Here is a 20337-nt window from a genome sequence, read left to right as displayed (position 1 = left end):
TGCATGCGGTCGATTTCCATATTCGGGGCCACGGGGTCCATCGGGGAAAGCACCTTTGACCTGATCCGCAGGGCGGGCGGGGCCGGGGCGTTCCGCACGGTGGCGCTGACGGGCGCGCGCAATGTGGCGCGGCTGGCCGAGATGGCGCGGGAGTTGCGGGCCGAGGTGGCGGTTGTCGCGCATGAGGAGGAACTGCCCGCGCTGCGGGCGGCGCTGGCCGGATCGGGCGTGGAGGCGGCGGCGGGGGCGGCGGCGATTGCCGAGGCCGCGGACCGGCCTGCCGATTGGGTGATGAGCGCGATCGTCGGCGCGGCGGGGCTGGTGCCGGGGATGCGCGCGCTGCGTCATGGGGGAACGCTGGCACTGGCCAACAAGGAAAGCCTTGTCACGGCGGGGCCCTTGCTGATGTCCACGGCCGAGGCGCATGGCGCGACGATCCTGCCGGTGGACAGCGAGCATTCGGCGGTGTTCCAGGCACTGACGGGCGAGGACAGGGCTGCGGTGGAGCGGGTGATCATCACCGCATCGGGCGGGCCGTTTCGCGACTGGCCGCTGGAGCGGCTGGCCGCGGCCACGGTGGCCGAGGCGAAGGCGCATCCGAACTGGTCGATGGGCAACCGGATCAGCATCGATTCCGCCTCGATGTTCAACAAGGCGCTGGAACTGATCGAGACGCGGGAGTTCTTCGGTTTTGAGCCGGCGATGATCGAGGTGCTGGTGCATCCGCAAAGCATCGTGCATGCGCTGGTGGGGTTCCGCGATGGCGGCGTGATGGCCCATCTGGGGCCTGCGGACATGCGCCATGCCATCGGCTATGCGCTGCACTGGCCCGCGCGGGGCGATGTGCCGGTGGAGCGGCTGGATCTGGCGCGGCTGGCACGGCTGAGCTTCGAGGCGCCCGATGAGCTGCGTTTCCCCGCGCTGCGGCTGGCGCGCGAGGTGATGGCGCTGCGCGGCAAGGCGGGGGCGGCCTTCAACGCGGCCAAGGAGATCGCGCTGGATCATTTCATGGCGGGTGAGATCGGGTTTCTGGACATGGCGGCGGTGGTCGAGGCCACGCTGGAGCGGCTTTCGGGCGAGGTGGCGCTGGGAATTCCGGCGGCGGGTCTGGACGAAGTGCTGGCGATGGACCATCTGGCAAGGACAAGGGCCGCGGAATGCGCGGCGCATGGCAAAAAGGGCAGGTAGGGCGTGGAACTGATCAACCTGATCCCGAGTTTCGGGGGGCTGGCCTATACGGTGCTGGCTTTCGTGGTGGCGCTGCTCATCATCGTTTTCGTGCATGAATTCGGGCATTACATCGTCGGGCGTTGGTCGGGCATCCATGCGGAGGTCTTCTCGCTGGGCTTCGGGCCGGTGATCTGGTCGCGGATGGATGGGCAGGGCACGCGCTGGCAGATCGCCGCGCTGCCGCTGGGCGGTTATGTGAAGTTCTTCGGCGATTCCAACGCGGCCTCGGCCGGGCATGTGGATGATCTGGGCGGGCTGACGCCGGAACAGCGGCGGGCCACGATGCATGGCGCGCCGCTTTGGGCGCGGACGGCGACGGTGGCGGCGGGGCCGGTGTTCAACTTCGTGCTGTCGATCCTGGTCTTTGCCGGGGTGTTCCTGACCAATGGCGTGGCGACCGAGGCGCCTGCCGTGGGATCGGTGCGGGGGATGCCGGGGATCACGGCCGAATTGCAGCCGGGCGACCGGATCCTGGAACTGGGCGGGCAGGAGACGCCAGATTTTCCAAGCTTCCTTGCGGCGGCCGCGACGCTGCCTGCCGAACCGCGGGTGGCCTATCGCGTGGCGCGGGGCGAGGCGGAGCTGGATCTGACGGATTCGCATCCTTTGCCGCCGCTGGTGGAATCGGTGCATCCCGATTCCGCTGCGCGCGAGGCGGGGGTGGAGCCGGGCGATGTGGTGCTGGCGGTGGATGGCGCGCCGGTGGTGACATTCGCCCAGTTGCGCGAGATCGTGGGGGCATCCGACGGCGGGCCGATCACGCTGGATCTGTTGCGCGGCGGGCAGAAGATCACGCTGGAGTTGCAGCCGCGCCGGGTGGATCTGCCCTTGTCGGAAGGCGGGTTCGAGACGCGCTGGCTGATCGGGTTGACGGGCGCGCTTTATTTCGAACCCGAGACACGCCAGCCCGGGCTGGTGGAAAGCATCACCCTTGGGGCGGGCCAGACATGGGACATCGCCACGACCTCGCTTTCGGGGCTGTGGCATATGGTGACCGGGGCGATTTCATCCTGCAACCTGCGCGGCCCCATCGGGATTGCCGAAACATCCGGGGCGGCGGCGAGTGCGGGGCTGACCAGCTTCATCTGGTTCATCGCCATGCTGTCCACGGCGGTGGGGATGATGAACCTCTTTCCGGTGCCGGTGCTGGATGGGGGGCATCTGGTGTTCTACGCCTATGAGGCGGTGACCGGCCGCCCGCCGACGGCGCGGGCGCTGCAGGTGCTGATGGCGGTGGGGCTGGCGGCGATTCTGACGCTGATGGTCTTCGCGCTGACCAATGACATCTTCTGCCCCTGAGATATCCCGCCGCTGAGCGCGACCGGCGCGACAGCAAGGGCCGTGCCACCATGCCGCAGGCCGCGAAAGCGCCGGACCGGGGCCAAACTGGTGCCATAATCGGGGCCTAGTTCCGCATCATCGACAGATGAGGAGCATGACGATGCAGGGTTTCTCGAACGGGTATCGCGGCCTCTCCGTGATCATGGTGGTGAATTCGGACCGGATCTTCACCGTGGGGACGATGATTGCCGGGCTGCTGGCCGGGGCATTCCTCGGCACCTCGCTTCTGGCGCATTGAATTTGGTTAAGAACGCCTCTGCCTTTTGACAAGTCCTGCGCTTCCGGCTAAGTCAGGACACAAGAATTTGTTAATGGCGGGGCTAGGGCGATGCGGAAACCGACAGGCGTATTTGGGGCGTCGGCGGAGACGAAGACGGGGGTGCTGCGCCCGGCCCTGATTGCGGTTTTCCTTTCCAGCGCGGCCATTTCGACGCCGTTCCTGACACCCGCCATCGCGCAGAGCTACAGCTTTTCGACCGTGAAGGTCGAGGGCAACCAGACCATCGAGCCTGCGACGATCATCTCTTACGCAGGAATCGGTCGGGGCGAGACGGTTTCGGCGGCACGTCTGAATGACGCCTATCAGGGCATCGTGAATTCCGGATTGTTCGAATCCGTCGAACTGGTGCCGCAGGGCAGCACGCTGCTGATCCGGGTCGTCGAATATCCGATGGTGAACATCGTCAACTTCGAGGGCAATTCGCGCCTGAAGGACGAGGAGCTGGCCGAGATCGCCAAATCCAAGGGGCGTTTCGTCTATTCGCCGTCGCAGGCCGAAGAGGATGCGGCCAATATCGCCGAAGCCTATCGGCTGCGGGGCCGGATCGCGGCCACGGTGGAGCCGCGCATCATCCGCCGCGACGGAAACCGTGTGGACCTGGTCTTCGAGATCACCGAAGGCAAGGTGGCAGAGATCGAGCGGCTGTCCTTCGTCGGCAACCGCGCCTTCAGCGACCGCCGCCTGCGGCAGGTGCTGGAGACCAAGCAGGCGGGCCTGCTGCGCCAGATCATCCAGAGCGATACCTTCGTGGCGGAGCGGCTGGAGCTGGACAAGCAGCTTTTGCGCGATTTCTATCTGGCGCGCGGCTATGCCGATGTGCAGGTGCTGGACGCCACATCGGATGTGGCGCGCGAGCGGGACGCCTTTTTCGTGACGATCACGATCCGCGAGGGGCAGCAGTTCCGCATCGGCGAGGTGTCGACGGTCTCCGAGATCGAGGGGCTGGATGCGGCGGAATTCGCGGCCGTCCAGCGCATCCGCAAGGGCGAGGTCTGGTCGCCTGCGCTGATCGACAACAATATCGCGCGGATGGAAAACCTGGCCCTGCGCAAGGGGTTGAACTTCGTCCGCGTCGATCCGCGCATCACCCGTGACGAACGGGGCGGGGTGCTGGATGTGGAATTCGCCATCGTCCGGGGCGAGCGGATCTTTGTCGAGCGGATCGACATCGAGGGCAATACGACGACCCTGGATCAGGTGGTGCGCCGCCAGTTCCGCACGGTGGAAGGCGACCCGCTGAATGCGCGGGAAATCCGCCAGTCGGCCGAGCGCATCCGCGCCTTGGGCTATTTCGCCGATGCCAGCGTGAATGCCGAGCCGGGCAGCACCCCCGATCAGGTGGTGGTGAATGTCGATGTCGAGGAGCAGCCGACCGGTTCGCTGACCTTCGGGGCAAGCTATGGCGTGTCGACCGGCGTTGGCTTCAACGTGGGCCTGAGCGAGCAGAACTTCCTTGGCCGGGGGCAGGCGGTGGGCCTGTCGCTGACCTCGGGCACGGATTCGGCCGAGGGCAGTTTCTCGTTCGTCGAGCCTGCTTTCCTGGGGCGCGACGTGGCGCTGAAATTCGCGGTGTCCTACCGGGAGTCGGACAACGAGAATTCGTCCACCTATGACTCGCGCATTGCCCGCATCTCGCCCGCGCTGGAGTTTCCGCTGGGCGAGTTGAGCCGGCTGGAAGTGCGCTATTCCTATCAGGATAGCAAGATCAGCAATGTGCCTGCCACCTCGTCGCAGATCCTGCGGCTGGAGGATGCGCAGGGGGCCGTGACGACCAGCGCCATCGGCTATACCTACAGCTATGACAGCCGGATCAGCGGGTTGAACCCGAAGGGCGGCGTGCTGTTGCGCTTTGGCCAGGATTTTGCCGGGCTGGGCGGAGACAGCAAATATGTGATGACCACCGCGCTGGCCCTTGCGGAAACCAAGGTGCGGCAGGAAGAGGTGACGCTGCGCGCCATCTTTGAGGGCGGCATGATCAACAGCCTGGGCGGCACGAACAGCAGGATCACCGAGCGCTTCTTCGGCAATGGCAAGATCCGCGGCTTCGAGCCGGGCGGGATCGGGCCGCGCGAACTGGGCGCGGGGGCCACGGCCGAGGCGCTGGGCGGCAACATGTTCGCCGTGGCGCGGTTTGAGGCGGATTTCCCGGTGGGCCTGCCCGAGGAATACGGGATCACGGGTGGGCTGTTCTTCGATGTGGGATCGGTCTGGAGCCTGGACAACGTGAACGGCGGTCTGGCGGGCGCGGATATCGTGGACGATTCGATGAACCTGCGGTCGTCGATCGGCTTCTCGATCTTCTGGGAAACGCCGGTGGGGCCGCTGCGGTTGAACTTTGCCAAGCCGTTGGTCAAGGAAACCTATGACGTCGAGCAGACCTTCGACCTGACGGTTTCGACCAAGTTCTGATGCCGCGGCTGCGGTCAGCCCCCTTTGCCGCCGCGCTGGCGGTGGCACTGGCCCTGATGGGGGCCGGACAGGGCGCGCTGGCGCAGGAGCAGGCGGAAGAGGTTCTGCCGCGCGCACCCGTGCTGATGCTGGACCGGAACCGCCTGTTTGCGGATTCCGCCTTCGGCAAGGCGGCCGAGGCACGCTTTCAGGCGGAAAGCCAGGTCCTGATTGCCGAGAACCTGCGCCTGGAACAGGCGCTGGAAGAGGAAGAGCGCCAATTGACCGACCAGCGCGCGACGCTGGATGCCGAATCCTTTCAGAAGCTGGCCGCCGAGTTCGACAGCAAGACCGAGGCGATCCGCGCGGCACAGGATGCGAAGTCGCGGTCGATCACCTTGAAGCGGGAAGAGGACCGCCAGCGTTTTCTGCAGGCGGCGGTGCCGGTTCTGGGCGAATTGATGCGCGATGCGGGGGCGGTGGCGATCTTCGACAAGGAGATGGTGATCCTGTCGCTGCGCGGGGTGGACATCACCGAGGAAGCCGTGGCGCGGATCGACGCCGCGCTGGGGGATGGCAGCGCCCTGCCGGAGGAAGGTGCCGTGGCGCCGGGATCCGGCGGCGAGGCGGCGCCGCCCGCCATGCCCGAGGCCCCTGCCACCCCCTGATGGCAGGTGCTTGTTTCACCCTGCCCGAGTTGCTAGTCACGAAGGGGCATCCGCCTTGATTGCCCGATGGAGAAGAAGATGAGCGAAAGCCCCGTCACCTTTGCGGATCTCGACCTGATCCAGCGGATCATCCCGCATCGCTATCCTTTCCTGCTGGTGGACAAGGTGCGCGACATCGTGGTGAACGAAAGCTGCGTGGGGATCAAGAACGTGACGATCAACGAGCCGCAGTTCACCGGGCATTTCCCGGGGATGCCGGTCTTTCCGGGCGTGCTGATCATCGAGGCCATGGCGCAGACTTCGGGCATCCTTGTGGGGCTGTCGATGGACCTTGTGGACAAGAATGCGAAGGTCTTCTTCATGGGGGTCGATGGGGTGAAGTTCCGCCGGAAGGTCGTGCCGGGTGATGTGCTTGAATTGCATGTGAAGGCGCTGCGTGGCGGGGGCCGGGTGTGGAAGTTCGAGGGCCGCGCCATGGTGGAGGGGGAGCTTGCCTGCGAGGCCACCTTCATGGCGATGTTCGACGTTCCGAAGGCCTGATCCGATGGCCATTCATCCCGAGGCGCGCATCCATCCCTCTGCCGTGGTCGAACCGGGGGCAGTGATCGGGGCGGGCTGCGATGTCGGGCCGTTCTGCGTGATCGGCCCGGATGTCGTGCTGCACGAGCGGGTGGTGGTGAAGAGCCATGCCGTTGTAACCGGGGCGACCGAGATCGGCTGCGAGACGGTGATCTTTCCCTTCGCCACGGTGGGCGAGGTGCCGCAGGACCTGAAATACAAGGGCGAGAAGTCGCGCCTTGTGGTGGGCCGCCGCTGCCGCATCCGCGAGGGGGCGACGCTGAACCTGGGCACCGAGGGGGGCGGCGGGGTCACGCGGGTGGGCGATGACGTGCTGATCATGACGGGCGCGCATGTGGGCCATGACGCGCAGATCGGCAACCGGGTGATCCTGGTGAACCATGTCGCCATCGCGGGCCATTGCGTGCTGGGCGATGACGTGATCGTGGGTGGCCTGTCGGGGGTGCATCAGTTCGTGCGCATCGGGCAGGGCGCGATCATCGGGGCGGTCACCATGGTGACGAATGACGTGATCCCCTATGGCCTGGTGCAGGCCCCGCGGGGCGAGTTGGACGGGCTGAACCTTGTCGGGCTGAAACGGCGCGGGGTGGAGCGGGGCGAGATCACCGCGCTGCGGGCCGCCTATCAGATGTTGGCGCAGGGGGAGGGGACCTTCCTCGACCGGGCGCGCCGTTTGGGCGAAGAGACGGACAGCCCGCATGTGCGGGAAGTGACGGATTTCATTCTTTCCGCCTCGGACCGATCCTTCCTGACGCCGAAATGACGCGGACGGCGATCATCGCGGGACGGGGGGCCCTGCCTGCGGCAGTGGCGGCGGCGGTGGAGCGGCCCTTCGTGGCGGCACTGGAGGGGTTCGATCCGGCGGGCGTGGAGCCGGACCTGCGGTTCCGGGTGGAACGGCTGGTGCCCTTCCTGCGCGCGCTGGAGGAGGCGGGGGTGAGCCGCGTCTGTTTCGCGGGTGCGGTGCAGCGGCCGAGGCTGGACCCGGCGCTGTTCGACCCGGATACGGCGACGATGGTGCCACGCCTGCTGGCCGCGATGGGGCAGGGCGACGATGCGACCCTGCGCGAGGTGTTGGCGATTTTCGAAGAGGCGGGATTTGCGCTTGCCGGCGTGGCGGAGCTTGCGCCCGCGCTGGTGCCGGGGGCGGGCGTGCTGTGCGGGACCGTGGGCGAGCGGGACCGCGCGGATGCTGGCCGCGCTGCGGTGATCGTGGCGGCGCTGGGGCGCGTGGATGTGGGGCAGGGCGCGGTGGTGCAGCAGGGGCTGTGTCTTGCCGTGGAGGCATTGCCGGGGACGGATGCGATGCTGGCAGGCGTCGCGGCGATCCCGGCGGGGCTGCGGCCTGCGGGGGCGAAGGGCGTCTTCTACAAGGCGCCGAAGCCCGCGCAGGACCGGCGGATCGACCTGCCCGCGCTGGGGGTGGAAACCGTTCGGCGGGTGGCGGCGGCGGGGCTTGGCGGGATCGTGTGGGAAGCGGGCGGGGTAATCTGTCTGGACCTGCCCGCGATGGTGGCCGAGGCCGAGGCGGCGGGGCTTTTCCTCTGGGCGCGGGAGCCGTGAAGATCTTCCTTGTGGCAGGCGAGCCGTCGGGCGACCGTCTGGGGGCGGCGCTGATGGCGGGGCTGCGGGTGCTGCGGCCGGATGTGGAATTTGCGGGGGTGGCGGGGCCGCTGATGCAGGCTGCGGGGATGGCGTCGCTGTTCCCGATGGAGGAGCTTTCGGTGATGGGGATCGCCGAGGTGCTGCCCAGGTATTTCCACCTGAAGCGGCGTATCCGCGAGGTGGCGGAGGCGGTCGTGGCATCCGATGCGGTGGCGCTGGTGACGATCGACTCGCCCGATTTCGGGTTGCGGGTGGCGGCCTTGGTGAAGGCCATGAAGCCTGCGGTGCGGACGATCCATTACGTCGCGCCGTCGGTCTGGGCCTGGCGGCCGGGGCGGGCGGCAAAGATGGCGCGGCATGTGGATCATGTGCTGGCGCTCTTGCCCTTCGAGCCGCCCTATATGCAGGCGGCGGGGATGAGTTGCGATTTCGTGGGGCATCCGGTGGTGGCCGAGGCCTTGGCGTCAGAGGAGGAGCGGGCGGTCTGGGCGGGGACGGGGCCGCTGCTGCTGGCCTTGCCGGGGTCGCGGCGGGGCGAGGTGTCCCGGCTGATGCCGGTGCTGGGCGAGGTGGTGGGATTGCTGGCCACGCGGTATCCGGGGCTGCGCGTGGCGCTGCCCACGGTGCCGGGCGTGGCGGGACTGGTGCGCGAGATGGCGGCGGGCTGGCCGGTGACGCCCACGATCGTGGAGGAGGCAGGCGCAAAGCGCGGGGCCTTCGCGGCGGCGGATGTGGCGGTGGCAGCGTCGGGGACCGTGTCGCTGGAACTGGCGGCGAATGGCTGCCCGATGGTGATCGCCTACGACATGCACCCGCTGACGCTGTGGCTGATGCGGCGGGCGGCGCTGATCGACACGGTAACTTTGGTGAACCTCGTGTCGGAGACGCGGGTCGTGCCGGAATTCATCGGAGAGCGCTGCCGGGCCGACCTGATCGCGCCCGCGGTGGAGGCGTTGCTGGCGGACCCTTCGCCACAAGAAGGTGCGATGAGCCTTGTGATGGAGCGGCTGGGAAAAGGCGGCACGCCGCCCGGCCTGCGGGCGGCACAGTCGGTGCTTTCGGTGCTGTGATTTCGCCACGACGCGCCAAGATTTTTGACCAAAAATCTTGGCGCGGGAGACACCAAAACTCTTCCAGAAGAGTTTTGGTGGAGGTTGCCTGAGATTTTTCAGTGAAAAATCTCAGGCCGGGCGGCCCTTCCAGATCCAGCCGCCGCCCAGCACGCGGCTGCCTTCGGGGGCGTAGAAGACGCAGGCCTGGCCCGGGCTGACGCCGTCTTCCGGCGAAAGCAGTTCCACCTCGGCCTCTGTCTCGGACAGGGGCCGGATCACGGCGGGGCGCGGGGGCCTTGTGGAGCGGACCTTGACGTTCAGGTGCCATTCAGGCCGGCTGGTCAGGGGGGCGTCACCCAGCCAGTTGATCTCGCGCAGCGGGACGGTGCGGGTGGACAGCGCCTCCTTGGGGCCGACGATCACGCGGCGGGTCTCGGGGTCGAGCTTCACCACATAAAGCGGCTCATCCAGGCCGCCGATGCCGAGACCCTTGCGCTGGCCGATGGTGTAATGGATCACGCCCCGGTGGGTGCCGAGGACGGTACCGGAGATATCCACGATCTCGCCCGGGTCGGCGGCGCCGGGACGGAGTTTCTCGATCACGGCGGCATAGTTGCCGTTCGGGACGAAGCAGATATCCTGGCTATCGGGCTTGTCGGCCACAGGCAGGCCATAGCGCGCGGCGAGCGCGCGGGTTTCCGCCTTGGAGGCAAGGTGGCCCAAGGGGAAGCGCAGGTAGGACAGCTGTTCCGCGGTGGTGGAGAAGAGAAAATAGCTCTGGTCGCGGTTCGGGTCCGTGGCCATGTGCAGCTCTGGCCCCATCGCCCCCATCTTGCGCTGGATGTAATGGCCCGTGGCCATGCAATCGGCGTCCAGATCCCTTGCGGTGGCGAGCAGATCCTTGAACTTGACCCTTTCGTTGCAGCGGATGCAGGGAACAGGGGTTGCGCCTGCCAGGTAGGCATCTGCGAATTCCTCGATCACCGCCTCGCGGAAGGTGTTTTCGTAATCGAGGACGTAATGCGGAAAGCCCATGGTTTCGGCCACGCGGCGGGCATCGTGGATATCGCGGCCCGCACAGCAGGCGCCCTTCTTTGCCAGCGCCGCGCCGTGATCGTAGAGTTGCAGGGTGACGCCCACGACATCATAGCCCTCTTCCGCCAGCATTGCCGCAACGACAGAGGAATCGACGCCGCCCGACATGGCGACGACGACACGGGTTTCGGCCGGCGGTTTGGCAAGGCCCAGCGAGTTGAGCGGATGGTCGAGCGGCATCGGTCGGATCCTTGGCGGAGCAGGGCGCAGGCATACAGGAAAAACGCCTGCCACCACAAGACCCCGGACCCCGGGCGCATTCAGCATCAGTTAACACTGTGGGGCGATACTCGGCACAGATCGGAAGGAGCATGGTCATGTATATCAAGCGTGTACCCGGCCCGCGCCATGTGACGCTGCCGGATGGAACGATCCTGACACGGGCGGATCTGCCGCCCCTGGATACGCGGCGCTGGGTTGCGCGGCGCAAGGCGGTGGTGGTGCAGGCCGTTACCCACGGGTTGATCGCGCGGGACGAGGCGCTGGAGCGATATGCCCTGACGGATGAGGAATTCAGCCACTGGGAAAACGCCGTGCGCAGCCATGGAGAGGCTGCGCTGCGGGTGACGAAGATTCAGCGATATCGTCAATTTTAAATTGTGTTTCGTGCAAATGCTGGCATAGTAATCAATGTTTAACGAGTGATCTGCAAAGTCGTTACAGGCGACCTTCGGAGTGTAAAGAATGCGAGTACTTCTGGTTGAAGACGATCCCGCGACGTCGCGGAGCATCGAATTGATGCTGACACATGCCAATCTGAACGTCTATTGCACCGATCTGGGCGAAGACGGCATCGATCTGGCGAAACTCTACGATTACGACCTGATCCTGCTGGACCTGAACCTTCCCGACATGAGCGGGCATGAGGTTCTGCGCCAGTTGCGGCTGGCCCGGATCGAGACGCCGATCCTGATCCTGTCAGGGTCGGACGATACCGACAACAAGATCCGCGGCTTTGGCTTTGGCGCGGATGATTACCTGACCAAACCCTTCCACCGCGAAGAGCTGATCGCGCGGATCCACGCGATCATCCGCCGGTCCAAGGGGCATGCGCAATCGGTGATCCGGACGGGGCGGGTGAATGTGAACCTTGATGCCAAATCCGTCGATGTGGATGGCAAGAGCGTGCATCTGACCGGCAAGGAGTATCAGATCCTGGAACTCCTCAGCCTGCGCAAGGGCACGACGCTGACCAAGGAGATGTTCCTGAACCATCTTTCTAGGCGCAAAAAATCCAACAAAATCAATGCGCCTATGTTTCCGTTTCAACGCGGTTTCAAAGTTCTCTATTTAGCCGCCGTTTGTTCCAAAACCTTTGTAGCCGCCAGAAGGCACCCCGCGCACAGTTCTACCCACCTGGCATCATAGTCAGGCTCTTCGCCGATCATGATAAGAAGATCATGGTTCTCTCCGCATTCGTCGCACACGTTCCTCGTCCAACTTGTGTTTCCGATAATTTGGTCAATCTTCTCTGGCGTCCGATCCTGTGGAGAAAGCGCCAAGAGACGTTCAGTTATTCGGGCCTTATGTTCGTCACTAGTGTTCCGATACTGTTGCGCCCAACGTTCCGGCGCTTGTTGGCAAATTTCTGACCGCAACAAAACTTTCATAGTCATTTCCGTTTCTCCTGTGCTTCTTTAGCTCTGGCCCTCTGCATCGCCTTCCCGGCATACAGGCGCACCATTTCCACCGCGCTATGCCCGGTTATCGCCATGACATGCTCAGAGGTTAGGCCGGGGATGCTGGCAATTTCTGACGCCGCAGCATGGCGCAGCGCGTGGATGTCGTATTCCTGCGCGCCGATCTTCTCCCTGACCTCGCGAATGTCTTTCCACGCCAAGTTATAGCCCACGGGCCTGCCGTTATCCTGGCACACGATGAACAGCGACCGCTTGGGCGTGGCGTCCAGCACAGCGCGCAACCGATCGGTAAGGGGGATGAACAATTCCCGCTTGGTCTTGCCTTGCTTGATCGTAAAGCCGTCGCCGTCCATGTCGGACCAGCGCAGCGCAAGCACGTCATTGATCCGTTGCCCTGTGCCTAGGAGCAACTCGAACAGAAGCGCCGTGCGGCCCGTTGCAGTGGCGCGAAAGGCTGCGATCAGATCAGCAGGCCACGGCTTGCGGACCTTGCCCGTCGCGGGCAGGCTCTTGACGCCCTTTGCCGGGTTATCCTTCATCCAGCCAATATCAATTGCGTGTTCCAGTAGCACAGACAGCGCCCCGATCTTGCGGTTAGCGTCGGTCGGCTTGTCAGAAAGTGCCTTCTGCATTTGAATGATGTGGACGCGCTGCAATGTGGCCGGATCAACATTGCCTGCTGACTTCTCAAAATAGGCGAGGCTGCGCTCATATGATTTGCGAGTGTTGAATGCCAGCTTTGCCCACCCGCGCGATTGGCGATAGCTGGCGATCAGCTTGGAAATAGTCTGCTTTGGCGTAACGATGCGGCCCCGCAACAGTCGGGTGTATTCGGCGTAAAACTCTGCTGTTCCGGGGGCGGCGTGAATGCGCTGACACGTTCCTGGCCTGACGAAATATAGATAGCCCCGCTTGCCCTTGGGATACACGAAAGCCGGAAGACTGCGCTTCACTTGCGCCCCCAATCAATCAGGTCAGGATCCGGCCCGCGCTGCACATTGGCGGGCGGGGTCACGCGGATCTTGCCATCCGGCTCTATCTCAACCGTGCAGCCTGCCGTGACCCATTCGGCCACCATACGGCGCAAGGCATCGGGGCGAATGATGCTAGTCATATGTCCTCCACGCGATGGCACGGTGTCCAGACGCCACCGCGCAGCCGCCAGACAAGGCGCGGCTTGGTTATGCGGGGGCGGGGCGGGGTCATCATATATCCTCAATAGCTTCTTCCGCGAAACGTTTGGCATCCTCAATGCTTTGCGCCTCCAATATCATTCTCAATACATTTCGAAGAGCAGCGATGCGGGCCTTGTCAGTTTCTGACTTGGCCTGTTCTACGCCGCGCGCCATAATGTTTTGGATAAGCGTCAGTTCCTCCATGCGGTCGGCATGTGCCTTTTCGGAACCGCCGCCTTTCACGGTGACGGTGTATTCTTTTCCATCAAACGTTACCCAAAGATCCGCACATCCAAGGCCGCCGCCTGTATCCATGCTTGACCCATGATCAACCTGTGACCGCAAATAGTCGCGGATCATATACATCAACTGCAAAGCATCCTTGGGCAGATCAAGGCCTGGTAGGTCAAAGTCGCCAAGGTTAAGTGGCCTTTTCCCGTCACTCACAGTTCAAACCCCTCATCTGGCTTCGCAGCATCGCCGCGAATGATTGCGTTAAGTTGTTCCACCCGCCACCGTTCAAACTTCCCGATCCTGACAGGCGGCGGCAAGGCTCCACATTCCACCAGCCGCATGAAATCCTTCGGCGGCATGTCAAGCATCGCCGCCGCTGTCTGCGCCTTCACGGCAAGGGGGCTAGTCATCGCGGGCCTCGCTGTCGGGCAGGATGCGCGGCTCCACCCACGGCCAGTAAATCAGCGTTGCAATGACCCCAAATGCAACGCCCGCCGCAAAGATGCCGATAATTGCCACGTCACCCATCACCGCCCCTCCTGTTCCAGCGCGCGGAGGATGGCGTCACCATGGCACCGGGCTGGCTTGCACCAGCAGACCAGATGCTTTCCGCGCAACGGCTCAAGGTCCAGCGTCGGCAGAACTTCCCGCTCGAAGCGGTCGCAGACTTCATCCCGCGTTCCGTCCTTGCCGATCACGAAGGGGTTGCCCCATGCCGATCCGCGACCGATGTAGACCGCACCAGCCGGGGCCGTTCCCGCGCGCTTGTTGTGGACCGCCACCGCCTCTATCAGCTTGCTCAGGCTCATGTGCGGGCCTCCCAATGAATACCGATGATCCGCAGCCCCGGCAGCTTGCACACATTGGCCTGCCAAACTTGTTCCGGGTCGGTGCCGTGCAGAACGATGCAGTAGAGGCCGTCATGGCCCTGATACTCGCATAGCCAGGGCGTGAAGGGGCCGAGAGCGGCAGGGCTGCGTTCATCGGCCGCAACACGGCGCAGGGATCCCCAATCGTGGCTCATGTGCGTTCTCCGATCATGGCGAGGATTGCCGCTTCGCATCTCAACACTTCCTGATCCTCGCGGTTGTTGTCGCCAATGTATCTGGCGCGCACAGCAGCAGCCGCCTCACGCAGCGCATCTTCGCGGGTTTGTTTCAGCACGGCTTGCAGGGACACGTCATTCATTCGCTCGTCTCCCCGATCAGGGCGAGGCGCAATGACGCCAGCGCGCGGTCAACAATGGGGAATTCAGCGCCTTCGTTCCCGGCGCGGCATGACAGGGCTTGCAGGTTCGCCTTGGCCCATGACAGTGCAGCCATGGCCTCGGCCGCCGCCTCCCGCGCCTGTGCGTCGTCCGCCCCGGCTGTTACACCGGGGCTTGTCTCATGCGACCGTAACCGTCGGTCAAGGTCATCACCTCCTTCCTGGTCATCATCCATGCTGCAATACCCGCCGCAGCAGTCGTCGCCTGTCGCGCCATAGGGGCAGCGTGAGCGCGCCTGTGCGGCGGTTAACACGTCCGCGCCGTCGTGTTCGCTTTTCGGCGTTTCGTTAACATGTGCGGCGTACGTGGGGGCGAGGGCGTCAACGGCTTCCATGCAGGCAAATGCCCCCATTGCCATCTGCGGCATGCCGTAGGTCCGTGCTTCTTCTGCAATTGCCTTGCACTTTGCCAGCGCCTCGGCCTTGTCGATCAGGGTCATTGGGTCGCCTCCGTGATGGCGGCGCGGGTTTCGCGCATGATGCAAAGAGAAACGGGCGGATTTGCACTGGCGCAGTCTCCACCGCAATCGGGGCATCCACTGTGTTCCCACCGCTTCAACGCCGCCACCAGCTTCGCCACGCGGGCCTGAGACGCGGCGAGGGCGGTTTCTGCGGCTTCATGATCCCTTTGCGCTTTTCGCATAAGGCTGTTGCATGTCTCGGCGTAGTCTTTTGCATCATCGATCTGCGCCTCCTGCGCGGCGATGCGGGCGATGAGGGCCGGGACGCCTTCGCGGCACCATTGGAAGAACGTTGCATCATTGGCATGGCGCATCGAACCAATTCGGTAACGCTTGCCGTCTGGCTGGATGACAGAAAGATCGTGACTTGAGTCCCATTCACTGAATGGAGCGCCTTCTGCCTCCTTGCAGAATGACGGGTGAAACTGCACCACGCGCCCCGGCGTCACGCCTTCCAGCACCTTCCCCGCCTCTGCCAGATCGGCAGGCACGGCGGCGGCGAGGGAGGCGAGGACTTCGGTTTCTGGCAGGTAGGTTGTGCGCTTGCCGTGATACAGCGCATCGCCACCGTCCTCGATGACACGGCGCTGCACCCCATCCAGCATGGCGGCGAAGGGGTTAGCGGTCATGGCGGTTCTCCAGCTTGGCGATGAAGGCGCGGGCGCGGTTTTCAGCGTCTAGGGTGTAGCCCTTGACCATGTGCGGGTATTGCTTGCCGTGGTCGCGCAAAGCGTCATGGCATTCCCGCAGCACCTCCACCGCCTCCGCCAGCAGCGCGGGATCGGCGCACAGATCGGCGCGGACGTATTCTGCCCCGTGGCCTGTGAAATCATGATCTTCCCAATTGCCACCGATAAGCGGGCTGCCTGTTTCCCCGCTATGCCAATCAGGTTCGCGGCAAGCCCAAATGCGTTCCGGCGCGTCCATCACATCATCCCCTCAGCAACGATATCAATCCGGCCCGCGCCATCTTCGGGCACCAGAATCGACGGCGGCACGGACATAAACCCCGCAGGCGGCGTGACGGTAATCAGATCGTCCGCGCCGGATGCATTGATTTCCACCCGCACATCAACGGCCAGCCCGTCGATCGACAGCGTGAAGCTGTAGATGCTGAGTTGGTGGATCCCGGTATTGGCGAACATCACCTCGGCCTCCACGCCGGGGCGCGATGACGGCTGCATGGTGACGTAGGTTTCGGCGTTCCAGTGGTGGGTATCCTGGCCGAATGCCATTACTGCGGCGGTTCCGCCGATGATCAGCCCGCCAAGCATCGCGGCAGTGGCTATCCCCCAGCCATGGGGGAGGCGGCGATCAGTCATTCGCGGGCCTCCAGCATGGCGTCGGCTATCTCTGATTGCAGCGCGGCAATCAGTTTTTCGGCTAACGCAATATCAGCCCCCAAGCGTTCCGCTTGTGCACGAAGGACTACTAACCTGCGCTGCGCATAAAGCAGCTCACATTCAGGCAGATTCGCCCTTATGGTTGCAATTGTCGCAAGGTTCTTTTCGCGGCTAGTGGAAATCCACCAGCTTTTAACGCGCTCTTCAATGGCGCAAAGAACGTCCTCTACGCTATCACAGAAGCGCGGCTCTTCGTCAAAGATTTCCGAGACATTGCCAAAAGGAGTATAGAGGCCAAGCCTCCACTGTTGTTCATTGCTACCCAGGTTATAGCGGCCTTGGTGCAGTGTGTAATATGCTGTGCGCTCACTCATTCCCCCGCCTCCCTCAACACGGCGTCGGCCAGTTCCACCGCGCGCTTTGCTACGTCTTCGCCCGCGAACATCACGCCACGGCCAGCCAGCGCCGCCGCGATGTGGATCGCCGCGTATTCGCGCTTGGTGAGGCCGGGGACGTAGTGCATGTGTTCGGTTTCGGGTGACGGAAATGCGCTGTCAGTCATCGGAAAGCACCTCCTTGACGCGAGATGACGCCCCATAGCCTTCCGCTTCCGGCATGGAGCAGAATGCATCCGTAAGCTTGTCCGCGAACTCTCCGGCTTGCTCTTTGGTTTCAAAGGCAAAAGCCATAAATTCCACGACGTAGTATTTTTCAGACGGATCGCTCATTGGCCTGCCTCCGTGATGGCGGCGCGGGCGGCGTCTCTCAAACGACTGCGAGAGTTGTTCCATCCACGATTGTATTCACTGGGGGCCTCAAGGTCTTTTGCCTCAGCGATGATCTTCAACGCCTCCACCAGCCGCGCCGTCTTGGCCCGCTCTGCGGCGAGGGCGGTTTCTGTGGCTTCGGCGCGGTCAAGTTCTGCCTCAAATTGCCGCGCGCTTTCGCGCGTCGCCTGACGATATCCTTGGATGTATCTCTTAAGCCCATTGTTCACCGCCTCCTGCGCGGCGATGCGGGCCAACAAGGTGGCGATCAGATCGGCTGCGTCAGAGGTCAACAGGTCCTGGTCGTCGCGGAGTGTGCGCAAAATGCCACCCGACGCTTCTGCCAGATCGGCAGGCACGGCGGCGGCGAGGGCGGCGAGGACGTCGGTTTCGGGCAGATAGGTTGTGCGCTTGCCGTGATACAGCGCATCGCCACCGTCCTCGATGACACGGCGCGGCACCCCATCCAGCAGGGCGGCGAAGGGGTTGTCACTCATCCCACCATCCTCCCCAGCGCGATCAGCGCGACGAAACACGCGCCGAACACAAAGCCCACGGCCACGAATTGCCACGGCTCCAGCAACAGCCGCCCGCGCGGCTGCATCGCCGCAAGCTTGGCGTCCAACTCGTCGGCGATGCTCTCGGCGGTGCGGATCAGATGGCGTTCATGCATCTTCGCTCTCCAATTCTGCGATCCGCGCCTTGATGCGCTCGATCTCGGCCAGAGCATCGGTTTCGCTACCGTGCCAGCTACCGACGTTCATCGCCTCGCAGACGCGGTTCCACTCGCGCTTGAGGGCGGCGATCTTGTCGGCCTTGGCCTGTTGCGCACCAGCGGCCACGGCCACGTTGATGCAGGCCGCGACGGCTTCGGCGGTGCCAGCGGGGAGGAACAGATTCACCGTCTCGTTGACGTTCCGGCTTTCGCAGAAGACCGTCACGACACCGAAAGCGCCGTGATACTCGCCGGGGCCATGTTCCTCCGCCTCGGCCTTGGTGATGTTCTGAATGTTTGCGCTGATCATTTCATGGCTCCTTGAATAAGTTCCAAATCGGTGAAATCTGCCTCGTGAACGCCGAAGCATTCGCGGCAGGTGATGCTGTCAACCGTCCATCCCTGATGGTCGATCAGCCGCAGCTCGACGTGCCACTCATTGCAGAAATCGCAGCACTTGCGGCCTGCGGGCGGCTCGGTGAAGTCGTATTCGACAACGGTCATGCGCGGCTCCATTTCGTCAGTTCCCCGGCCAGCATGTCGGCCACCTTCGCCAGCAAAAACTTGCTGTCGCCGTGTTCTTCGTAGAAGGCGCGGGGAGAATAATGATAAGCGCCGGGGCCGTATTCGCGGCGGTGATGGCGCGGGCAGAGCGGCAGAACGCGCATGTCAGAACGCGGATTGCCTTCGTGGTGAACTTCCACCCCATGAACCCCGCACACAAGGCAGGGCAGGGCCGCTACAGCCGCCATGTGGCGCTTGCAGGCGGCGGTGCCGTTGACTGGCTTCGGCTCTTTCAGGCCAAGCGGTGGTTTCTGAGCGAGGTTCATGCGGCCCTCACCAGCTTCTCCGGCTCAACGCCAATCTGCGCCGCGATCCAGTCCAGGATGGCTGTCTTGCTCTCCTGAAACCGCTTTCCGCCCATCGCCCGCAGGGATTGGCTTTCCGGCGTCCAGATCGTCACCACTGGCCCCACAACGCGGCCAATGGCGTATCCGTGTTTCCCCGCCTCAGCGGCCACCAGCGCAGCCTTGACGCGGCGGGCGGTTGCCATGGCCCCGCAATCGAGCGTGTATGTCTGGTGGAAGCCTGTGGCGATCAGCGCGTGTTTGCGCATCGTCTCAGGCGTGTCGGCCCAAGGCATGGCACAGAGGCTTTCCGGCAGGTTGGCCCAAGCGTCACTGATCCATGCGAATTGGTGCTTGTGGCTGTTGGTGCTGCGCCCGCGCTCAATGGTGACAAGCACAACCTCGCCATCGTCCAGATCTGGCTTGGCGTTTGTCAGCAGGCGCAGGACGCCACCTTGATAGCGGGCGCGGTATTCCATCAGCGCCACTCCGGGGCGAAGGGGATCTCGTCGTCCATGTAGGCACCAGCAGGTGCGCCGCCTGTGGGCCGTTGGGCGCGATCCGCAGCGCGGGCGGTGTTGGATTGCCCGTCGTCGCGGCGATCATTGCCGCCCATCAGGGTGACTTCGGCAGCGCGCAGGGTGAGGTATGTTTTCCCATCATGTTCGCGCGTGGACATGTCGCCAGAGACAACGACACGCGCCCCCTTGGTGAGGTATTGCGCCAGCTTTTCGCCGCGCGAACCCCACAGGCTGCAATCGAACCAAAGGGTGCGCTTGCTGTCTCCGAAGCCTTCGGTAACGCCCACGGAGAAGCCCGTAACCTTGTCGCCTTGTTGCGTGGTGCGGGTTACAGCATCTTTCCCGATGCCGCCCGCGATTGTCAGGGATTTCATGCCGCTTCCTTTGCAGTCAGTTGGGTTTTGCGTTTCTTGGCGGTTTCCAGCGCTGAGGCGTCGGCCTTCACAGCCGGGGGAAGATCCAGCCAGATGGCGTTGAGGGCTTCCACGCTGTCGGCGTTGGCGAGGCTTTCGCAGGCGATGGCGAGGGCTTCGGGATCGGCGGCAGCCTGGCGCTTCGGCGCTTTTGTCGCTTCCCCGTCGTCGTCCTCAGGGGCAAGGCCAGTCATGCCCAGCAGCCCGTAGCGGCGCGCATAGGTGATGGCAGAACCAACGCCCTGCATGTCCTGTTTGCCGATCACCAGATAGACGCGGCTGGACAGCCTCTCGCCGCTTTCGTGGGCCAAGATGGTATCCACGAACTGGCCGAACTCGTCCTTGCCGCTCGGCTGCATGATGGCAAAGCCGTTGCCATGCAGCGCCGATTGGCAAGCGTCCAGAACCGCGCCAAGATCGGCATACTTGCTTTTCAGGTGCGGGTTCGTCGTGTTCTTGATGACAGCGCCCATTTCCTTCTGGGCCTTCACCAGCGCTTTGATTGCGTCGCTCATTTCCGCAGCCCCCGCAGAACCATGTATGCCCGCACCATTTCGCGGCGGTAATACTCCGTCATCACCCGCAGGCCGCGCTGGCGGCAGCTATGGTATTCGCCGCGCGCGTAAACCATGTCGGCCAGCGCGGTGTTGCGAAGGTATTCACGGGCAGTCATCACATGCCCCACATGCTGAGAAAGCCGTAAACCACCACAGCGG

Annotated in this window: 36 protein-coding genes; 11 read left to right on the top strand and 25 right to left on the bottom strand. The window is 63.9% G+C overall.

Annotated features, from left to right (window positions below; genetic code table 11):
• Window positions 1–3: 3 nt before the first annotated feature.
• The 9 genes from dxr (at window position 4) to lpxB (ending at window position 9161) form a co-directional block, all read left to right on the top strand.
• The gene (gene dxr / locus G5V65_RS11460) at window positions 4–1188 is read left to right on the top strand and encodes a 1-deoxy-D-xylulose-5-phosphate reductoisomerase (RefSeq protein WP_165050138.1); all 1185 of its coding nucleotides are present in this window, start codon (window positions 4–6) and stop codon (window positions 1186–1188) included.
• Window positions 1189–1191: 3 nt separating this feature from the next.
• Window positions 1192–2529 (top strand): RIP metalloprotease RseP, encoded by a 1338-nt coding sequence (rseP, locus tag G5V65_RS11455; RefSeq protein WP_165050136.1) that lies wholly within the window; start codon window positions 1192–1194, stop codon window positions 2527–2529.
• A 142-nt stretch (window positions 2530–2671) separates the two neighbouring features.
• Complete coding sequence (locus G5V65_RS11450) at window positions 2672–2809, top strand: hypothetical protein (RefSeq protein ID WP_165050134.1); 138 nt, start codon at window positions 2672–2674, stop codon at window positions 2807–2809.
• Window positions 2810–2899: 90 nt separating this feature from the next.
• Window positions 2900–5260 carry an outer membrane protein assembly factor BamA gene (gene bamA, locus G5V65_RS11445; protein ID WP_206526778.1) on the top strand — a complete coding sequence of 787 codons (2361 nt, stop codon included), beginning with the start codon at window positions 2900–2902 and terminating at the stop codon, window positions 5258–5260.
• Window positions 5260–5907, top strand: a complete 648-nt coding sequence (locus G5V65_RS11440) for an OmpH family outer membrane protein (protein ID WP_165050132.1) — start codon at window positions 5260–5262, stop codon at window positions 5905–5907. The genes bamA and G5V65_RS11440 overlap by 1 nt, the downstream gene beginning before the upstream one ends.
• A 78-nt stretch (window positions 5908–5985) precedes the next feature.
• Entirely contained in the window at window positions 5986–6447 is a 462-nt protein-coding gene (fabZ, locus tag G5V65_RS11435) for a 3-hydroxyacyl-ACP dehydratase FabZ (RefSeq protein ID WP_165050131.1), read from the top strand.
• A 4-nt stretch (window positions 6448–6451) separates the two neighbouring features.
• Entirely contained in the window at window positions 6452–7249 is a 798-nt protein-coding gene (gene lpxA, locus G5V65_RS11430) for an acyl-ACP--UDP-N-acetylglucosamine O-acyltransferase (RefSeq protein ID WP_165050129.1), read from the top strand.
• Window positions 7246–8049, top strand: coding sequence for an LpxI family protein (locus G5V65_RS11425; protein ID WP_165050127.1), 804 nt, complete (start codon window positions 7246–7248; stop codon window positions 8047–8049). Before lpxA ends, G5V65_RS11425 begins: the two co-directional genes overlap by 4 nt.
• Window positions 8046–9161 (top strand): lipid-A-disaccharide synthase, encoded by a 1116-nt coding sequence (lpxB, locus tag G5V65_RS11420; protein ID WP_165050125.1) that lies wholly within the window; start codon window positions 8046–8048, stop codon window positions 9159–9161. Before G5V65_RS11425 ends, lpxB begins: the two co-directional genes overlap by 4 nt.
• A gap of 111 nt (window positions 9162–9272) precedes the next feature.
• On the opposite strand, the gene mnmA is transcribed toward lpxB, so the two are convergent.
• Entirely contained in the window at window positions 9273–10418 is a 1146-nt protein-coding gene (gene mnmA / locus G5V65_RS11415; protein ID WP_165050123.1) for a tRNA 2-thiouridine(34) synthase MnmA, read from the bottom strand.
• Window positions 10419–10555: 137 nt separating this feature from the next.
• On the opposite strand from mnmA, the gene sciP reads away from it, so the two are divergent.
• A complete protein-coding gene (sciP, locus tag G5V65_RS11410; RefSeq protein ID WP_165050121.1) occupies window positions 10556–10834 on the top strand; it encodes a CtrA inhibitor SciP in 279 nt (92 codons plus the stop codon).
• Between the two features lie 88 nt (window positions 10835–10922).
• Window positions 10923–11606, top strand: coding sequence for a response regulator transcription factor (locus tag G5V65_RS11405; RefSeq protein ID WP_343162843.1), 684 nt, complete (start codon window positions 10923–10925; stop codon window positions 11604–11606).
• A gap of 244 nt (window positions 11607–11850) precedes the next feature.
• On the opposite strand, the gene G5V65_RS11400 is transcribed toward G5V65_RS11405, so the two are convergent.
• The 24 genes from G5V65_RS11400 to G5V65_RS11290 form a co-directional block, all read right to left on the bottom strand.
• Window positions 11851–12831 carry a tyrosine-type recombinase/integrase gene (locus G5V65_RS11400; RefSeq protein WP_165050118.1) on the bottom strand — a complete coding sequence of 327 codons (981 nt, stop codon included), beginning with the start codon at window positions 12829–12831 and terminating at the stop codon, window positions 11851–11853.
• Window positions 12828–12992: a hypothetical protein gene (locus G5V65_RS11395; protein WP_165050116.1), complete on the bottom strand. Its 165-nt coding sequence runs from the start codon at window positions 12990–12992 to the stop codon at window positions 12828–12830. Before G5V65_RS11395 ends, G5V65_RS11400 begins: the two co-directional genes overlap by 4 nt.
• Window positions 12993–13083: 91 nt before the next feature.
• Complete coding sequence (locus G5V65_RS11390; protein WP_165050114.1) at window positions 13084–13413, bottom strand: hypothetical protein; 330 nt, start codon at window positions 13411–13413, stop codon at window positions 13084–13086.
• 83 nt (window positions 13414–13496) lie between these two features.
• On the bottom strand, window positions 13497–13697 hold the full coding sequence (locus tag G5V65_RS11385) for a hypothetical protein (RefSeq protein WP_165050011.1): 201 nt from the start codon (window positions 13695–13697) through the stop codon (window positions 13497–13499).
• Window positions 13690–13815 carry a hypothetical protein gene (locus G5V65_RS22670; protein ID WP_277602927.1) on the bottom strand — a complete coding sequence of 42 codons (126 nt, stop codon included), beginning with the start codon at window positions 13813–13815 and terminating at the stop codon, window positions 13690–13692. The genes G5V65_RS11385 and G5V65_RS22670 overlap by 8 nt, the downstream gene beginning before the upstream one ends.
• Complete coding sequence (locus G5V65_RS11380; RefSeq protein ID WP_165050112.1) at window positions 13815–14096, bottom strand: DUF4326 domain-containing protein; 282 nt, start codon at window positions 14094–14096, stop codon at window positions 13815–13817. The genes G5V65_RS22670 and G5V65_RS11380 overlap by 1 nt, the downstream gene beginning before the upstream one ends.
• Window positions 14093–14311: a hypothetical protein gene (locus G5V65_RS11375; protein WP_165050110.1), complete on the bottom strand. Its 219-nt coding sequence runs from the start codon at window positions 14309–14311 to the stop codon at window positions 14093–14095. The genes G5V65_RS11380 and G5V65_RS11375 overlap by 4 nt, the downstream gene beginning before the upstream one ends.
• Window positions 14308–14475: a hypothetical protein gene (locus G5V65_RS11370; protein WP_165050109.1), complete on the bottom strand. Its 168-nt coding sequence runs from the start codon at window positions 14473–14475 to the stop codon at window positions 14308–14310. The genes G5V65_RS11375 and G5V65_RS11370 overlap by 4 nt, the downstream gene beginning before the upstream one ends.
• The gene (locus G5V65_RS11365) at window positions 14472–14993 is read right to left on the bottom strand and encodes a hypothetical protein (RefSeq protein WP_165050107.1); all 522 of its coding nucleotides are present in this window, start codon (window positions 14991–14993) and stop codon (window positions 14472–14474) included. Before G5V65_RS11365 ends, G5V65_RS11370 begins: the two co-directional genes overlap by 4 nt.
• Window positions 14990–15643 (bottom strand): hypothetical protein, encoded by a 654-nt coding sequence (locus G5V65_RS11360; RefSeq protein WP_165050105.1) that lies wholly within the window; start codon window positions 15641–15643, stop codon window positions 14990–14992. Before G5V65_RS11360 ends, G5V65_RS11365 begins: the two co-directional genes overlap by 4 nt.
• On the bottom strand, window positions 15633–15941 hold the full coding sequence (locus G5V65_RS11355) for a hypothetical protein (protein ID WP_165050103.1): 309 nt from the start codon (window positions 15939–15941) through the stop codon (window positions 15633–15635). The genes G5V65_RS11360 and G5V65_RS11355 overlap by 11 nt, the downstream gene beginning before the upstream one ends.
• Window positions 15941–16336 carry a hypothetical protein gene (locus G5V65_RS11350; protein ID WP_165050101.1) on the bottom strand — a complete coding sequence of 132 codons (396 nt, stop codon included), beginning with the start codon at window positions 16334–16336 and terminating at the stop codon, window positions 15941–15943. Before G5V65_RS11350 ends, G5V65_RS11355 begins: the two co-directional genes overlap by 1 nt.
• Window positions 16333–16731, bottom strand: a complete 399-nt coding sequence (locus tag G5V65_RS11345; protein ID WP_165050099.1) for a hypothetical protein — start codon at window positions 16729–16731, stop codon at window positions 16333–16335. The genes G5V65_RS11350 and G5V65_RS11345 overlap by 4 nt, the downstream gene beginning before the upstream one ends.
• Entirely contained in the window at window positions 16728–16919 is a 192-nt protein-coding gene (locus tag G5V65_RS11340; RefSeq protein ID WP_165050097.1) for a hypothetical protein, read from the bottom strand. The genes G5V65_RS11345 and G5V65_RS11340 overlap by 4 nt, the downstream gene beginning before the upstream one ends.
• Window positions 16912–17085, bottom strand: coding sequence for a hypothetical protein (locus G5V65_RS11335; protein WP_165050095.1), 174 nt, complete (start codon window positions 17083–17085; stop codon window positions 16912–16914). The genes G5V65_RS11340 and G5V65_RS11335 overlap by 8 nt, the downstream gene beginning before the upstream one ends.
• Window positions 17082–17621: a hypothetical protein gene (locus tag G5V65_RS11330; protein ID WP_165050093.1), complete on the bottom strand. Its 540-nt coding sequence runs from the start codon at window positions 17619–17621 to the stop codon at window positions 17082–17084. The genes G5V65_RS11335 and G5V65_RS11330 overlap by 4 nt, the downstream gene beginning before the upstream one ends.
• The gene (locus G5V65_RS11325) at window positions 17618–17797 is read right to left on the bottom strand and encodes a hypothetical protein (protein ID WP_165050091.1); all 180 of its coding nucleotides are present in this window, start codon (window positions 17795–17797) and stop codon (window positions 17618–17620) included. Before G5V65_RS11325 ends, G5V65_RS11330 begins: the two co-directional genes overlap by 4 nt.
• A complete protein-coding gene (locus G5V65_RS11320) occupies window positions 17790–18149 on the bottom strand; it encodes a hypothetical protein (protein WP_165050088.1) in 360 nt (119 codons plus the stop codon). The genes G5V65_RS11325 and G5V65_RS11320 overlap by 8 nt, the downstream gene beginning before the upstream one ends.
• Window positions 18146–18343: a hypothetical protein gene (locus G5V65_RS11315; protein ID WP_165050086.1), complete on the bottom strand. Its 198-nt coding sequence runs from the start codon at window positions 18341–18343 to the stop codon at window positions 18146–18148. The genes G5V65_RS11320 and G5V65_RS11315 overlap by 4 nt, the downstream gene beginning before the upstream one ends.
• Window positions 18340–18669 carry a hypothetical protein gene (locus tag G5V65_RS11310; RefSeq protein ID WP_165050083.1) on the bottom strand — a complete coding sequence of 110 codons (330 nt, stop codon included), beginning with the start codon at window positions 18667–18669 and terminating at the stop codon, window positions 18340–18342. Before G5V65_RS11310 ends, G5V65_RS11315 begins: the two co-directional genes overlap by 4 nt.
• Entirely contained in the window at window positions 18666–19166 is a 501-nt protein-coding gene (locus tag G5V65_RS11305) for an antitoxin family protein (protein ID WP_165050081.1), read from the bottom strand. The genes G5V65_RS11310 and G5V65_RS11305 overlap by 4 nt, the downstream gene beginning before the upstream one ends.
• Entirely contained in the window at window positions 19166–19582 is a 417-nt protein-coding gene (locus tag G5V65_RS11300; protein WP_165050079.1) for a single-stranded DNA-binding protein, read from the bottom strand. Before G5V65_RS11300 ends, G5V65_RS11305 begins: the two co-directional genes overlap by 1 nt.
• Window positions 19579–20136 carry an ERF family protein gene (locus G5V65_RS11295; protein ID WP_165050077.1) on the bottom strand — a complete coding sequence of 186 codons (558 nt, stop codon included), beginning with the start codon at window positions 20134–20136 and terminating at the stop codon, window positions 19579–19581. Before G5V65_RS11295 ends, G5V65_RS11300 begins: the two co-directional genes overlap by 4 nt.
• A complete protein-coding gene (locus G5V65_RS11290) occupies window positions 20133–20294 on the bottom strand; it encodes a hypothetical protein (RefSeq protein WP_165050074.1) in 162 nt (53 codons plus the stop codon). The genes G5V65_RS11295 and G5V65_RS11290 overlap by 4 nt, the downstream gene beginning before the upstream one ends.
• Window positions 20295–20337 lie beyond the last annotated feature (43 nt).

The organism is Paragemmobacter kunshanensis, assembly GCF_011059185.1.
Taxonomy (GTDB): Bacteria; Pseudomonadota; Alphaproteobacteria; order Rhodobacterales; family Rhodobacteraceae; genus Paragemmobacter; species Paragemmobacter kunshanensis.
The sequence above is the reverse complement of the archived record's forward strand: the minus strand, read 5'-3'. Positions and strand labels throughout refer to the sequence as shown.

Excerpts from the sequence above, each read along its gene's own strand:
- dxr (WP_165050138.1), top strand. The coding sequence starts at position 4 with ATGCGGTCGATTTCCATATTCGGGGCCACGGGGTCCATCGGGGAAAGC.
- G5V65_RS11450 (WP_165050134.1), top strand. The coding sequence starts at position 2,672 with ATGCAGGGTTTCTCGAACGGGTATCGCGGCCTCTCCGTGATCATGGTG.
- bamA (WP_206526778.1), top strand. The coding sequence starts at position 2,900 with ATGCGGAAACCGACAGGCGTATTTGGGGCGTCGGCGGAGACGAAGACG.
- G5V65_RS11440 (WP_165050132.1), top strand. The coding sequence starts at position 5,260 with ATGCCGCGGCTGCGGTCAGCCCCCTTTGCCGCCGCGCTGGCGGTGGCA.
- fabZ (WP_165050131.1), top strand. The coding sequence starts at position 5,986 with ATGAGCGAAAGCCCCGTCACCTTTGCGGATCTCGACCTGATCCAGCGG.
- lpxA (WP_165050129.1), top strand. The coding sequence starts at position 6,452 with ATGGCCATTCATCCCGAGGCGCGCATCCATCCCTCTGCCGTGGTCGAA.
- G5V65_RS11425 (WP_165050127.1), top strand. The coding sequence starts at position 7,246 with ATGACGCGGACGGCGATCATCGCGGGACGGGGGGCCCTGCCTGCGGCA.
- mnmA (WP_165050123.1), bottom strand. The coding sequence starts at position 10,418 with ATGCCGCTCGACCATCCGCTCAACTCGCTGGGCCTTGCCAAACCGCCG.
- sciP (WP_165050121.1), top strand. The coding sequence starts at position 10,556 with ATGTATATCAAGCGTGTACCCGGCCCGCGCCATGTGACGCTGCCGGAT.
- G5V65_RS11405 (WP_343162843.1), top strand. The coding sequence starts at position 10,923 with ATGCGAGTACTTCTGGTTGAAGACGATCCCGCGACGTCGCGGAGCATC.
- G5V65_RS11395 (WP_165050116.1), bottom strand. The coding sequence starts at position 12,992 with ATGACTAGCATCATTCGCCCCGATGCCTTGCGCCGTATGGTGGCCGAA.
- G5V65_RS11390 (WP_165050114.1), bottom strand. The coding sequence starts at position 13,413 with ATGATCCGCGACTATTTGCGGTCACAGGTTGATCATGGGTCAAGCATG.
- G5V65_RS11385 (WP_165050011.1), bottom strand. The coding sequence starts at position 13,697 with ATGACTAGCCCCCTTGCCGTGAAGGCGCAGACAGCGGCGGCGATGCTT.
- G5V65_RS22670 (WP_277602927.1), bottom strand. The coding sequence starts at position 13,815 with ATGGGTGACGTGGCAATTATCGGCATCTTTGCGGCGGGCGTTGCATTT.
- G5V65_RS11380 (WP_165050112.1), bottom strand. The coding sequence starts at position 14,096 with ATGAGCCTGAGCAAGCTGATAGAGGCGGTGGCGGTCCACAACAAGCGC.
- G5V65_RS11375 (WP_165050110.1), bottom strand. The coding sequence starts at position 14,311 with ATGAGCCACGATTGGGGATCCCTGCGCCGTGTTGCGGCCGATGAACGC.
- G5V65_RS11370 (WP_165050109.1), bottom strand. The coding sequence starts at position 14,475 with ATGAATGACGTGTCCCTGCAAGCCGTGCTGAAACAAACCCGCGAAGAT.
- G5V65_RS11365 (WP_165050107.1), bottom strand. The coding sequence starts at position 14,993 with ATGACCCTGATCGACAAGGCCGAGGCGCTGGCAAAGTGCAAGGCAATT.
- G5V65_RS11360 (WP_165050105.1), bottom strand. The coding sequence starts at position 15,643 with ATGACCGCTAACCCCTTCGCCGCCATGCTGGATGGGGTGCAGCGCCGT.
- G5V65_RS11355 (WP_165050103.1), bottom strand. The coding sequence starts at position 15,941 with ATGGACGCGCCGGAACGCATTTGGGCTTGCCGCGAACCTGATTGGCAT.
- G5V65_RS11350 (WP_165050101.1), bottom strand. The coding sequence starts at position 16,336 with ATGACTGATCGCCGCCTCCCCCATGGCTGGGGGATAGCCACTGCCGCG.
- G5V65_RS11345 (WP_165050099.1), bottom strand. The coding sequence starts at position 16,731 with ATGAGTGAGCGCACAGCATATTACACACTGCACCAAGGCCGCTATAAC.
- G5V65_RS11340 (WP_165050097.1), bottom strand. The coding sequence starts at position 16,919 with ATGACTGACAGCGCATTTCCGTCACCCGAAACCGAACACATGCACTAC.
- G5V65_RS11335 (WP_165050095.1), bottom strand. The coding sequence starts at position 17,085 with ATGAGCGATCCGTCTGAAAAATACTACGTCGTGGAATTTATGGCTTTT.
- G5V65_RS11330 (WP_165050093.1), bottom strand. The coding sequence starts at position 17,621 with ATGAGTGACAACCCCTTCGCCGCCCTGCTGGATGGGGTGCCGCGCCGT.
- G5V65_RS11325 (WP_165050091.1), bottom strand. The coding sequence starts at position 17,797 with ATGCATGAACGCCATCTGATCCGCACCGCCGAGAGCATCGCCGACGAG.
- G5V65_RS11320 (WP_165050088.1), bottom strand. The coding sequence starts at position 18,149 with ATGATCAGCGCAAACATTCAGAACATCACCAAGGCCGAGGCGGAGGAA.
- G5V65_RS11315 (WP_165050086.1), bottom strand. The coding sequence starts at position 18,343 with ATGACCGTTGTCGAATACGACTTCACCGAGCCGCCCGCAGGCCGCAAG.
- G5V65_RS11310 (WP_165050083.1), bottom strand. The coding sequence starts at position 18,669 with ATGAACCTCGCTCAGAAACCACCGCTTGGCCTGAAAGAGCCGAAGCCA.
- G5V65_RS11305 (WP_165050081.1), bottom strand. The coding sequence starts at position 19,166 with ATGGAATACCGCGCCCGCTATCAAGGTGGCGTCCTGCGCCTGCTGACA.
- G5V65_RS11300 (WP_165050079.1), bottom strand. The coding sequence starts at position 19,582 with ATGAAATCCCTGACAATCGCGGGCGGCATCGGGAAAGATGCTGTAACC.
- G5V65_RS11295 (WP_165050077.1), bottom strand. The coding sequence starts at position 20,136 with ATGAGCGACGCAATCAAAGCGCTGGTGAAGGCCCAGAAGGAAATGGGC.
- G5V65_RS11290 (WP_165050074.1), bottom strand. The coding sequence starts at position 20,294 with ATGACTGCCCGTGAATACCTTCGCAACACCGCGCTGGCCGACATGGTT.